10 protein-coding genes and 1 pseudogene are annotated in these 13,018 nt (G+C 39.2%); 1 reads left to right on the top strand and 10 read right to left on the bottom strand.

Features of this window, described 5'->3' with window-relative positions; translation table 11 throughout:
- Positions 1–239, bottom strand: a pseudogene (locus ADA01nite_RS20190) (DNA primase); the annotation flags it as partial.
- Between the two features lie 134 nt (positions 240–373).
- On the opposite strand from ADA01nite_RS20190, the gene ADA01nite_RS20185 reads away from it, so the two are divergent.
- Entirely contained in the window at positions 374–1,093 is a 720-nt protein-coding gene (locus ADA01nite_RS20185; RefSeq protein ID WP_146812236.1) for a hypothetical protein, read from the top strand.
- Between the two features lie 392 nt (positions 1,094–1,485).
- On the opposite strand, the gene ADA01nite_RS20180 is transcribed toward ADA01nite_RS20185, so the two are convergent.
- The 9 genes from ADA01nite_RS20180 to ADA01nite_RS20140 form a co-directional block, all read right to left on the bottom strand.
- The gene (locus tag ADA01nite_RS20180) at positions 1,486–1,971 is read right to left on the bottom strand and encodes a hypothetical protein (protein WP_146812235.1); all 486 of its coding nucleotides are present in this window, start codon (positions 1,969–1,971) and stop codon (positions 1,486–1,488) included.
- 21 nt (positions 1,972–1,992) lie between these two features.
- On the bottom strand, positions 1,993–2,337 hold the full coding sequence (locus ADA01nite_RS20175) for a hypothetical protein (protein ID WP_146812234.1): 345 nt from the start codon (positions 2,335–2,337) through the stop codon (positions 1,993–1,995).
- Between the two features lie 215 nt (positions 2,338–2,552).
- Entirely contained in the window at positions 2,553–3,224 is a 672-nt protein-coding gene (locus ADA01nite_RS20170; RefSeq protein ID WP_146812233.1) for a hypothetical protein, read from the bottom strand.
- Between the two features lie 70 nt (positions 3,225–3,294).
- Positions 3,295–5,481, bottom strand: coding sequence for a Z1 domain-containing protein (locus ADA01nite_RS20165; RefSeq protein WP_146812232.1), 2,187 nt, complete (start codon positions 5,479–5,481; stop codon positions 3,295–3,297).
- A gap of 162 nt (positions 5,482–5,643) precedes the next feature.
- A complete protein-coding gene (locus ADA01nite_RS20160) occupies positions 5,644–6,369 on the bottom strand; it encodes a M48 family metallopeptidase (protein ID WP_146812231.1) in 726 nt (241 codons plus the stop codon).
- A 13-nt stretch (positions 6,370–6,382) separates the two neighbouring features.
- A complete protein-coding gene (locus ADA01nite_RS20155; RefSeq protein ID WP_146812230.1) occupies positions 6,383–9,484 on the bottom strand; it encodes a type I restriction endonuclease subunit R in 3,102 nt (1,033 codons plus the stop codon).
- Positions 9,485–9,524: 40 nt separating this feature from the next.
- Positions 9,525–10,709: a restriction endonuclease subunit S gene (locus ADA01nite_RS20150; RefSeq protein WP_146812229.1), complete on the bottom strand. Its 1,185-nt coding sequence runs from the start codon at positions 10,707–10,709 to the stop codon at positions 9,525–9,527.
- Positions 10,710–10,717: 8 nt separating this feature from the next.
- Complete coding sequence (locus ADA01nite_RS20145) at positions 10,718–12,247, bottom strand: type I restriction-modification system subunit M (RefSeq protein WP_146812228.1); 1,530 nt, start codon at positions 12,245–12,247, stop codon at positions 10,718–10,720.
- Positions 12,244–12,843, bottom strand: coding sequence for a restriction endonuclease subunit S (locus ADA01nite_RS20140; protein WP_146812227.1), 600 nt, complete (start codon positions 12,841–12,843; stop codon positions 12,244–12,246). The genes ADA01nite_RS20145 and ADA01nite_RS20140 overlap by 4 nt, the downstream gene beginning before the upstream one ends.
- Positions 12,844–13,018: the final 175 nt, after the last annotated feature.

The raw sequence follows: 13,018 nt of genomic DNA, 5'->3' as shown, positions 1-13,018 counted from the left end.
ACGATTAGTCCAAAAATATCTGTCTTCTTTATATCGCGGGTCTGCACGTTTACTAGAAGCCCCTCATTATTACTTACCTGCACCGAACGGAGGTTGTCGCCATCAGGCAGACCCCCTACCCATCTCTTGCCGCTTTCTAATTTCACATGGTGGACACCTAAGGCCTCTAATACATCTTTAACTTTCCCCTGCTGTAACGTCTCCCTTTTTAAGATTTTTGTATCGCTGGCTGTTTTCAAAATAATCACCTTCCTTTGTCGATTGTTTTAGTCAACGACCTTTTTTCTTGAAAGAGAACACGTTTTTTAAAAATTTTTGTTTTGTTTTTGTTGCAAAAAACGTTTACTACAACAAAAATGATGAGGTGACTCTAGTGAATTCAGTGCTACAGCAATTTGTTATATATGGACGTATTGTGCAAAAAAAGGAATTGTCCTATACCACAAGCAAAAAAGGAGACCCTGTTTCTTCGTTCTCTTTTTTGATACAAAACGAAACATCGGTCGTTCCCATTCAAATGAGAGGTCATCAGTTCCAATATGTCTTCGTCCAACGAGATCAGCAGATTAGTAGGGTTCCTTACAACCAATGGAGAGATGGCAAGCTACTTAAGGGGACTCTTTTAAACGGAAGATGCTTTCCCGATTTTGAGGCGGTTCGTATTGCGGAACGCCAGCTCTATGTAGGAATGATTGTACGATTAACCGGAATGATTGAGGTGGTGGGAGGTAAACGCTTGCGGTATATCGCAAAAGAAATTAGCTCGGTTGCAGAAATACCAACCACAACATCATCCTTTTCGATGACGATACAGATTGAGAGGATATATGAGAATCGATGCTCAGCGTACTCTCCTTTTGCAATGACAGTGGAAGGGAAAGTCATGGGTCAGTCTCAAGAAGCGATATCAATGTTTTACACCTGCAATGAAAAGACCGCCTCGCTCCTCACGGTAGGGGAATCTTTTCAAGTGACAGGAGAAATTATTCGTTCTCCCCTGTATCAGCAAATTGAGGGGGTTCGATTCTTCAGTGGTATTCACAGTGAACTTCGTATTATCCATGCCTATCCATTCTCTCCTGTACATGCATAGACAGGGGAGAATTATGTTATTTTTGATAACAAACAGAGAATGCTGTCTCACATACAACTCCCCTTTCACCTGTAGCACCTGCATTGAAAATGAAAAAGAAGGAGCCCCCTAGCTCCTTCTTTTTCTCCCCTGTCCATGCAAAAGCGAACGATATGCTAGCACATAAAGCAGGAATCTATTGATTTGTTTTGCTTGACGAAAGTGCAGAATGAACCGTCTCCTTGGTTTGTTCCTGCCCTTACTTAAAGAATAGATATTTTATGCCATTTCTATACAAGTTTTGTTACTATTTTTTCTGTTTATATAAACAAAAAAATTATATAAACATATTGTGCGCAAAATGCCCGATGAAAGCCAAAAAATCAACGCATTTTGCCCGATGACATGTTTTTTTACTTTGAGATTAGTCCTGCTTGAAAAACAAAATTCTGTAACTGAGAAGGAACATCTACTATCACATTTCTATCTTCCTGCACCCATGCCCTAATAATACCTAACCTATCCAACGCCTTATCTATTTTCTCTATATTTGTACGGATACGGGGAATATCAGGATTTGCGGCAATATATAATGCTTCACCTGTAAAATATTGTTGGCGCTTCATAAATTGAGCCACTTGCTCACAAAGGTGAGTCCATAGTTGTGCGCTATCAAAGACCGTATCACCTGTATGGGTCATGGCCCGGTTCCCTCTTGACTCTACAAAAATTTTCAAGCCATCTTTTTGGGCGGTAATATGAGCATCTCCTTTTTGCTGAGACCGTTGAATGCTTGTACACCCGCAGTTTTTCAAAAATGCTTCAACGGCTTGATTTACTTCTTCTTGATTTACCATGAACGGATCTTTCGCCTTTAAATCTCCATTTTTAACAGGCATAACGCTTCCTTCCCTTCCCCTCTATGTAAAAAGTTTACGTAATCTATCTTGATAACTTTGTTTGCTGTTGCGTTGCTCCCTTTTATATTGAATAGAAATCTTAATAAGCTTTCTGGCCAAATGCGGGTAATCAGGGAGCACATAAAAAGAATAAATTTCTCGCTCCAACTCACATATGGGAGAAAGAATTTTCTTTTCTATTAGGCGTTTGGATTGCACCACATGGTCTTTGGTCGCCCGAACACACAGTTCAATCAAAAGCTTTTTCTCTTCTGATGGAAGCACAGCTATGCAATTGTGGTAAAAGAGTTTTTCATGTTCGGGTATAAGATAAAGATACTGATGGATATTCATATCTTCCTCCAATCCCTTTCATCCTTTTTATCTTTACATGTAACTTTATTTAAAGTATTGTAAATGATACCCCGCATTTCTTTCTCTTCCTTCATGCTTCCACTTACATGTTTGTCTCCTGTTATACTCCACCTGCCAAAAACAAAATACCTGCTCAGGCATGATTCTTCAACGGAGTAGTACCCTTCCATCAAGTACATCAACATTTCGGCTCAAAAGATATATGGTTACTCTTCAGAATTCCGATCTTCTCGCAAGTAAATAACACAATTTTCAGGACTAACAGCAAACACATCAAGGAGTTTTTTCATATTTTTTCGAATTTGATTGGCAGAAAGGTTTCCTTCTGCATATAGCCTATCATTCAATTGTAAAGCTACATGAAAATCATTAGGATTATCCGAAAATGCTTTATTTCCCCTTCGGCTAATGAACTCTTTGTTTTGTGCTAAATTGTTAAACAAAGTGGGATTTTTCTTCTCTAACTGCTTACAAAATACTTCATACAATCGTCTCCATGTTACGATATCTTTAAAGGCCTGTCCTTCCAATACAAATCCATAAGGACGCTTATAGGCAAAATCTTCGTCTAATGTATGTGGCTCCTCTTTATTCAACTCACGGATAACACGCTCATTATCCTCTTTGCTCTTTTGTCCCTGTACCGTTTCTTCTTCCACATTGACATCCATAAACTGCTGTATCATAGCGGAAATTTCGTGTGCTATTTGGTCAAAAGTACGCATTTTTTCGTTGTATTCTTTTTTAAATTGATATCCTTCTTCTAAAGATTTAGGATCATTATGATCAATCTCCAACCATATATCATCAGACAAAGCTAGTAGATTTTCCCTTACCGCTTCCAAATCGTGCAAAATTGCACGAACTCTCCCTTTCATTTTCCTCTCCCCCTTATATGACCAAGGTGCGCCGCCCATTGAGAGACGCACCTCATAAGATTTTCACCATTTATTCTGCAGACTTACTTGAAAAGACAACCGTCGGTGTATTCTCCGGTGTAACTAAAATCGGCCACCAAAACGGGCATCCTCTCCATCCATTTTCCTCTTTTCCGTTCTGTTGCAGAAGGATTAATGCAGGAATATCTTTCGCCACTTCTCTCGCCACTTTCAACTCACCCTTTTCTCCTTTAGTGGTGGCTGGTGAGTCTTCAAATCGACCATCTTCCCTGATTCGACCCATATCTCTGTTTTTTCGGACAATACACCAGACTTTTCCTCTATGTTCTTCCAGAACCGAATTTTGGGATAAATATTCCATACTGGATAAGAATGCTTGAACGTCCCATTTCTCCCCTTCTTTCTCGTCAAACGTAGCCTGTATCTTTTCAATAATTTTATTCGCTTTTTCAATATCCAACAAGAATGGCTCAGGTATTGCTTGCCCCTGAACATGTTCCAAAATAAGATCGTTTAACTCCGCAACAATTTTAGAGATATACGTTTTGTACCCTGTCTGAAATCCAATAGGTAGAAGACGCTTAAATGGTTTTAATGTCGTTATTGTTGACAAAATAATTTTGTTTGGAGAACATGGGACAATATGGTTTTCTGTATCCTTTTGAATAAATACAACTCCATTATCCTGTCCACCTTTTTCAAACGCCGCCCGAAGCGCACTGTCAAATTCATGGATTTTTTTCATAGTATCGTAAATATGTTGAGTGGTATAAAAACGTGTAACCGCTAAATCTTCCTCGGAACGATACCCAAACATCCGGGAATGTTGAAGCACGGTATCCTGCTGGAATGTTTTTGGATTTCGTCCGTAATAAAATCCTATTAGGTTTCCAATAGTAATCCCTCTGTCCAAAATTTGTCCACCAATAAACACATTTAGCGGTGCTCGCAATTTTAACTGTCCTTGTTCATCAAGCAATTGATTTACATCTTTTTCTGAATTGACCTTTGTAATCATAATGACATCGTTCCGTAAAGCTGTTTCCACTTCGCTTTTTACATCTTCCAAGCTAGGAAGTATAACGCCTAATTGTTGGATAGAAGGTTGCAAATTAACGTAAGCCGCTTTAATTAGGTCATGTAAGAGAGCTTTGTCACTTTCCACCGCTTTCCGTAACCCTTCTTTTATTTCCATAACAACGGTCTCTTGCCATTCGTGTGCCTGTTTACCCTGCTCTGTATGTACAATAAAACTGAACTTTTTGGGACGTTCTCCCTGTATTCCAGCCTGCAATCGGCGAATAATCCCCCCAACAATAAAATTAATAATCGCATGGCGCAATGACGCAATCTTATTGCTCGTTAACGCTTCTTCCAGCTTAAAACGCCGACGATCCTGTTTTTTTAAGACATCTAGCTCATCCGGTAAAATCGGCTGGTAAATATGGTACGCAACGGTATTTTCATCTTCGCTCTCTCTAAAATAATAGTCACCACCGATATAAGCATCTGGTACTGGAACCAACTCTGTAAAGGCGGGCTTAATCGGCTTGAATGTTTTATTTGAGCTGTTCACTATCAAATCTTCCGGCTGAAGATATAAAGAGTATGGGGTAGCGGTAACCTGAAGAAAATCACAGTCTTGTAACTTCGTACGAATTTCATCAATCTGTCCGGCAATCTTGTTAATTTCGATGATTTGATCACGTGAACGAGTAAAACCTATGCTAGCAAAATCAGCCTCATCATCAATCATCAGCCCTTTTTTCTCAGCAAGCATCGGATATGTTTCGAATAGAGCGGTATACAGACGTTGCAGATTATTTGTTTCTTTTTTTACAACGATCATGATTTTTTGATTCAACTCATAGTGGATTAAGTTGTCCGGCAAAAGCATGATATCAAATATCTGAATCGTATCGTCATGTTTAAAGTCAGCGAAATCACCTTGCAAACGCTGGTAAGTTTGCTGTGCTAATGCTCTTGTGCCTTTTGTTAAAACAATGGCAACATCATATCCATTGTCAAAAGCTAGAGCTGTTACCCCAATAAATGTACGAGTCTTTCCGCTTTGAATCTTTCCTAGCAACATCCCCGGCCTGTTTACACTTGTATCGTTTTCCAGCAGTTTGAGAACTGTATTTTCGATACATGTCCTTAAATCTAATGTATAGTTGTTTTTCTTTACCAAATGACTATAAAAGTAACCCTTTGTGTTCAACATTGTCGCTTGCATTTTTTTCTCCCCATTTTAGATTTTTACATAGAAGGCTAGATACATAAAAGAGAAATAATTGCTTTTATACAAAAAAGGCAATCCCTTGCATTTAATATATTAGGAACTGCCTTTTGTTGTTTTTATCTAGTTGTTTAATTTCTATAGGAGTTCTCCTATTATCTACAACTCTCTCACAATCTCTTCATCCAAAATCAACTTTCTCTTTTCCCAATCAGGCATAAGGGTAAAAAGCATCGTGTAAAAGCCGTCACTATGATCATTATATTTGAAGTGAATCAATTCGTGCAAAATCACGTATTCGATGCAGTACTTGGGTGCTTTGATCAGTTCAGTGTTAAGCAAAATGGTGTTCGTGTCAATCAAGGCCGAGCCCCAGCGTGCTTTCATCATCCGCATGTCCAACGACGGCTTTTCGATGCCGTATTTCTGAACGACAGGATATACTTTATCCAGCGATTCGCCAAACACTCTCATCGCTTTCGCTCGATACCATTGGTCCATAAGTTTCGCTTTTCGGCTGTGGTCATGCCGATTCTTGACGTATAAATAAATAAAACCTCGAAAGTATTTAACAGTTTCCTCTTCATTTGCATCTACCACTCGCAGACGATATTGTTTACCTAGATATTTGAATGATTCACCGCTTACATATTCTCGGGGGCTTTGCTTGTATGGTTGCACATTTTCAAAGTTTTTTACATGCTTCGTAATCCAAGCTCCCTTACCTTTCACAAAGTCACAAATAAAATCAAGTGGGACTTGTTCATTTGCCGATACCACAATGGTCATATCTGGCTTAATACTGAGATTGACGTTTTTGACGTTTTTTCTCTTTAGTTCAAATGTGATACACGTGTTCCCATATTGAACGTGGTGTGTTTCCATGTTGTTCACGCCCTTAATACCGTCTGAGTGCTACTGCTTTAATTTGCTCAATAATTTTGTCTGCATAATCAAGATCAATGTCAATATCATGTTCTCGTGAAAAATCATATAACAAATCATCTATTTCTTGTGCAATGCGATTATGCACTTCCAGATTGTCGTGCCAATCCCGTTTTGTGTGTTCACGGATAATCTCGTCCATTTTAAGTGCCAGCTCGCCCATCGTATCGTAGCTGACAGAGTTTTCTTTTACCTCGCTCAAAATGTCCTTTGTCACACCATAAAAGGCCTGAGCATTCGGGTTACTCTTGATTGCTTCCGGGTAATTTTCAACAGACTCTCCTTGGCGATAGTCGTTCATGATGTCTTTCATTCTATTCAAGTATTCGGCTTCGGAAATACGCTGATCCTTATACGCCTGAATCGCTTCTTGAATTCGCTCGGAGAAACGCTTGTAATAGGCTGGGTTCTCGTCCCATTTTGTACGAATGCTTTTTGTCAGACGTGTACGGATTGCATCCGCTTTTGCCCGCTTTGAGTCAAGTCGTTCCAGCTCTTCTGCAAACGCTTTTTCATTCAAAATATCGACAGGATTCGTGATACGAATGACTTCTTCCGCCGAAATGTAGTTATCCATGAGCTTCTGCATTTTTGCTTCGTATTCTTTATGGTCAATCGTATCTGAATAACGAAGCTTCACACTCTTACGAAGTTCTTGGAAAAACTTCAAGTCTTTTTTATAAGTTTTCAACTCCTCAGGTGGTAAAACATTATAGACTTTCTCTGATTCTAAAGCGATTCCGAGATTACGGCCGAACTTACTTAATACGCTATAAAATTCTTCCCTACGCTCCTCATCTTCCAACCATACTTCATACTCTTCGGTGTCCTTTTTATTTTTAATCGGCGCAAAAATTTGAAGCAAATCTGAGTGGTACTGTCTCAACGAGCCAATAACACTAATGACATCGTAAATGGCTCCTTCTAAGTCCTTTGGATCAAAGTTCTCTAATCCTGCACCAGAGTACATTTGCATGGCTTGATCTAGCTTCTCCAATAGTCCACGATAATCAATGATAAAACCATAATCTTTTCCTTCATACAGGCGATTTACGCGGGCTATGGCTTGTAAGAGTGTATGTTCCTTCATAGGTTTATCAATATACAAAACAGTCGCTCTTGGCGCATCAAAACCCGTTAACAGTTTGTCGACAACAATCAATAAATCAAGCTCATCACCATTGATGAATTCATCTTTAATTGCATCTTCATATGCCTCATCACTTCCATACCGGTTCATCATTTTCTTCCAAAAGTTTTGCACCTTGTCTTTGGAAACTTCATCGACCGCATCATGTCCTTCCCGCTGATCAGGAGGCGAAATAACAACCGCACAATTTAAATCACCAAGCTCTTCAAATGCCTCTAAATATCGAATTGCTTCGATTTTACTGTTAGTCGCAAGCATCGCTTTAAACTGATTGCCTTGCGTCTTATAGTTATCCAAAAAGTGCTGGTTAATATCAAACGCAATCATACTGATTCGCTGATTAGAAGAGGCGATCCGTTCAAATTGGCTCCACTTCTTCATCACTTCTTCTTTCTGTTTTTCATTTAGATGGCGAGTGATCATGTCCAATCGGTTATCAATCGCTTTTTGATTTACTGACTGGTCGACCATTTTTCCTTCATACAAAAGCGGAACAATTGCTTTATCTCTTACCCCATCCGCAATGGTGTATTTGTGTATAAGCTTTCCGAACTTAATCATTGTGTTTTTCTCTTTTTTCATCAATGGTGTTCCGGTAAAACCTAAATAACAAGCATTTGGGAATACCTTTTTCATCTTAATATGAAGCTCTCCATACTGCGTACGATGCGATTCATCAACCAGAATAAAAATATCTTTTGATTCAATCGGCTTTTGTTTTGTCGATGCCTTATCAAATTTATGTACTAACGTCGTGACAATATCGGCGTTGTTATCATTGATTAAGTCCACTAAATGACTGCCAGAAGTCGCCCGGCTCGCTTTCAACCTTGTATGGTTAAATGTTTTATGAATTTGTTTGTCCAGCTCCACCCGGTCTGTAACGACAACAACCTTTGGACTATAATCAGACAGCTCAGATAAGATATACTTCGCTAACATCACCATTGTTAGTGACTTACCCGATCCCTGCGTATGCCAGATCACCCCGCTTTGGCGATTGCCATTTTCATCTCGCTCCTGAATGGTTTTGATAATCTCTTTAATGGCAAAGTATTGCTGATAGCGAGTGACTTTCTTCACATCTTTATCAAACAACGTAAAGTAATGTGTAAGCTCCAATAACCGTTCAGGGTGAAACAGCGAAATAATGTTTTTGTCCTGCATTGTCGGCAAACGATTCTCGACTGTTTTATCCAAAAAAGATTGCAACCACTCCTCCTGCTCCTCTTTCCAAACCGACCAAAACTTTTTCGGTGTGTTGCATGTTGCATACTTTGTTTCGTTTTTATTTGTGGACATCACAAGTTGCACGAACTTAAACAACTGCGGAGCATAGTCTTTCCCTTGATTCCGAATCATTTGGCTGATGCCTTGCTCCATCGAGATGGATGCCTTCTTACACTCAATCACCGCAAACGGAATTCCATTCACAAATAGGACGATATCAGGGCGAACCGTCCCTCGCCCATCCATGCGCTCAACAGCAAATTCCTCGACGACATGAAAAACGTTATTGTCGATGTTTTCCCAATCAATATACTGAATTGTAAAAGACTTCTTTGAGCCATCAGGTAAATACTCTGTATAGCTCCGTCCTAACATGAGCGTTTCAAAAATCTTTTCATTTGTTTTGACAAGACCATCCGTTAACGGTTCATCCAAATCACGAATGGCTTGTTGGATGTTTGACTCACTGAATGTATATGTCTGTCCTTTATACTCATAAGAATTAAATGCTCGAAGTTTCTCTTCCAACACATCTTTGAGCAATACGTTATATAAATTTCCACGCATTCGCTCCGCTTCTTCTGGTGAGATATACTGGTAACCTAACTTCCTCAACACCTCAATCGCAGGCTGTTGACTGATATAACGCTCATCATAACGCTTCTCTCTCGTCATACTCACACCCCCAATACACCAAAGAAAAAAGAGCGAAGGCTTACGCCTTTACTCGTACTTTTCCTGTTAAAAGCAACTGCATAAGACCTTTTTTCTGTTGTTTCAAGGATTCAAGCTCCTTCTCAAGTAGATATATCTCTTTATCACCGTTAGATAGTATATCGACAATTGCTTTTTGCTCTGATATATCCTGTGGAAAATAAACATTCACATTTCCTATGTCAACCAAGTTTATTTTTTGAGGAACAGCACTTAATAAGGACTTGCTTAATATATCTTTTTTAAACTCATGTGTCCCCATATATTGAACTAAGTACTCAGAAAGTATAGTTTTATTAGTCTTAATTAGGGCTAAACTGACATAAATACTTGATTCATGATCCCAATCCACTAAAATTGCATCCCCTATACTTCCAATTCTTGTCATGAGAATGTCACCTTTCTCAACTTTACACCTTGAACTGATAGAGAGATGTTCTTCTTCTGATATATATTTATGATTGGTAAAGTCTCTTCTCGTAACATTTTCTACACTATAGAATGGTATACCCGTTTCCGTATATTTTGGTGTAGTATGAGTCCCGTCCATAATCTTTGAACATAAACTCTTTAGTTTTTTTAGTTTCCACTCCCCCTCAAACCCCGGCAACCTCACTTCACCCGTCAACAACTTCTGCATTAACCCTTTTTTCTGCTCTTTTTTCTGCTCGATTAGCTTTTCCTTCAGCTCGATTGCCTTGTCCCATGTGGAGAGGATTTTGGCGATTTTCTGTTGTTCTTCTAAATTCGGAATACTTATTACCATGTCTTTTATTTCATTACTACTTAGATTTGGAAAGGTAGAACCTGCCGTCATTTTCAGCAATTGACTAATTTTATATTCGAGTAAATAATAAACAAACTCTGTAATCCCTTTTTTTTCTTTACCTGATATAGAGGCTACTCCCCTGCCAATACAATATTCCCCATTAGAGATATTCATTCTTCCAGTTGAACTACCTCTTACACATAACAAAATATCACCAGTTTTACATAACTTCGTAGGCTGGGTTGTCCATTGCTTTACAACTGGATATTTACTTGTAAATTCAGTTGGGCCATTTATTAATCCTACCCCATTTTGAGAATTATTATATGAGCTTCCCGGTGGGGACTGTCCCATTGTTACTTCTGCAATCTCATTTAAACTACCTATTTTCCATTTTGCCTTTTTTAGAGTGTCCATCCTATCACCTACAGCCCAATCTCTTTCAAATATTTTTCCATCTCGGCTTCGACTTCTGCAAGCTCTTTCTTGATCTTTTGGATGTTTTCTTTCACTTGTACCATATCCACCGGCTCTTCTTCCTCAAATGTATCCACATAGCGCGGAATGTTCAGGTTGTAGTCGTTTTCTTTAATTTCCTCAAGTGTCGCTACGTATGAATACTTGTCCTCTGCTTCATATTTCTCATACGTTTCCACAATTTTTGCAATGTCTTCTTCCCGAAGCTTGTTTTGATTTTTCCCTTTTTCATAATGTTCTTCACCTGACGCATCAATGAATAACACGTCTTTTCGTCTGCGATTTTTTTTCATCACGAGAATGCATGCCGGAATACCTGTACCGTAGAACAGTCCTTCTGGCAGTCCAATAACGGCATCAAGCAAGTTTAGGTCGATGATTTGCTTACGAATTTTCCCTTCGCTCGATCCACGGAATAACACTCCATGCGGGAGAATCGTCGCCATCCGCCCGTTTTCCGCTAACGAATACAACATGTGTTGAACAAAAGCATAGTCTCCTTTTGAACTTGGCGGAACCCCCCATTCAAAACGACCGTATGGATCAAGGCTTGCTTCCATTTTAAACTTGCTGTCATTCGTGCCTTCACCTGCAAAGCCCATCGCCCATTTATCAAGCGAGAATGGCGGGTTGGCGACGATGACTTGAAACTTCATAAGTTTCCCATCTTCTAAGTGAAGCGGGTTTGATAACGTGTCACCCCATTCGATTTTCGCATCGTCAATGCCGTGCAAATACATGTTCATGAGCGCAAGAGAATGTGTGGCTCCGTTTCTCTCCTGACCGTAAATGGCAACTTTTTTGTTCGGCACTTTTTTGGCGACTTTGATCAGTAGCGAACCTGATCCACACGTTGGGTCGTAAATACGGTCGTTTTCCTGCGGTTTTACGAGGCGGGCAAGCAATTCGGATACCATCGCTGGCGTGTAAAATTCGCCCCCTTTTTTCCCGCTGTCTGACGCAAAGCGCTCGATCATAAATTGATACGAATCGCCAATGATGTCTTCATTGCCGACCACCGACGGTTTTAACGTCAATTTGTTAAAGTCTTCGAGCAGGGAACGGAGAATCGCATTGCGTTCTTTTGCTTTCCCTAGAATTGCTTCGGAGTTAAAGTCGATGTTGCGGAATACGCCACGCAATTTGCCTGTGTTTTCATTTTCTAGACGTTCTAATACTTTGTTGATGATTTCGCCAATCTCAGGGTCATTTCGTTTACTGTACAAGTAGTCAAATGTCGAGTATTCATCCAATACAAAGCGTTCACGGGATAATGCCCGCTTGATCCGAGCCTCGTCTCCGTTGTATCGTTTCGTGTACTCTTCCAAATGCTCTTTGTACGCATCACTCAGATATTTGATGAACAGCATCGTCAAAATGTAATCTTTATATGTACTGGAATCAATTTTCCCGCGAAACGTATCCGCCGCTTGCCAAAGAACCGCATTAATTTGTTGTTGTGTTACTTGTTCATTCATCCGTTTTTGTCCTCCTTGAATGCTTCTTCAACAATTTGCTGTGAAACAACTTTAAATAATTGTTCTTTTTCTTCAATCAGCTTTTGATATAGTGCTTTTTCTTTTTGATGTAGCTTAAAAAGTTCTATTACAGCTTTTTGTTTTGCTACGGTTATAAAAGGAATAGGAATGGCGCTTAGTACGTTTTTATTTGTACTTGGTATACGGCTTCCTGACTGTGAACGCTCCAACTCTTTTTTGACCGTATCTGAATTTAGATACCATGCAATATACTCTGGTAGGAATTCGCTATGGTGAACCTTTATAATAGCAAAATAGGATGGAACTAATAATCCGCTATGTTGTTTGCCCACGCATATTGCGGTGTTCGGATGACTAAGCCTTATTAGAACATCGCCTTCAGCGGAAAAATAATGCTGTTCCAATTTTTCATTACTGTGAAACTCTTCAAATGGCTCGCTATTGAAACTGCCATCTTCATTAAAATTTTTTAATGTGAGCAGTTTATAGGTGGCTTGAACATTGTATTCTATGGTCGCCTTTTTTCTTGTTAATACAAGTCCAGCTCTAATGTCTGCAATTTCTCCAAGTAGCATGTTTCACCTCCTTTCATCAGTTAAATCCACTATTTAACTTTTGTTAAATCGAGTATATAACTAAAATTTAGTAGTGGTCAATAAATATGTTCCGATTTTATCCATGCAATAGATGAATATTTTATTTCTCACAAAGAAAAATTGCTACAAAGAAGTGTTGAATATAAAAAAGGGG

The sequence above is a fragment of the Aneurinibacillus danicus genome, assembly GCF_007991215.1.
In the GTDB taxonomy this organism is placed as follows: Bacteria; Bacillota; Bacilli; order Aneurinibacillales; family Aneurinibacillaceae; genus Aneurinibacillus; species Aneurinibacillus danicus.
This window is presented reverse-complemented; position numbering and strand designations above follow the sequence as displayed.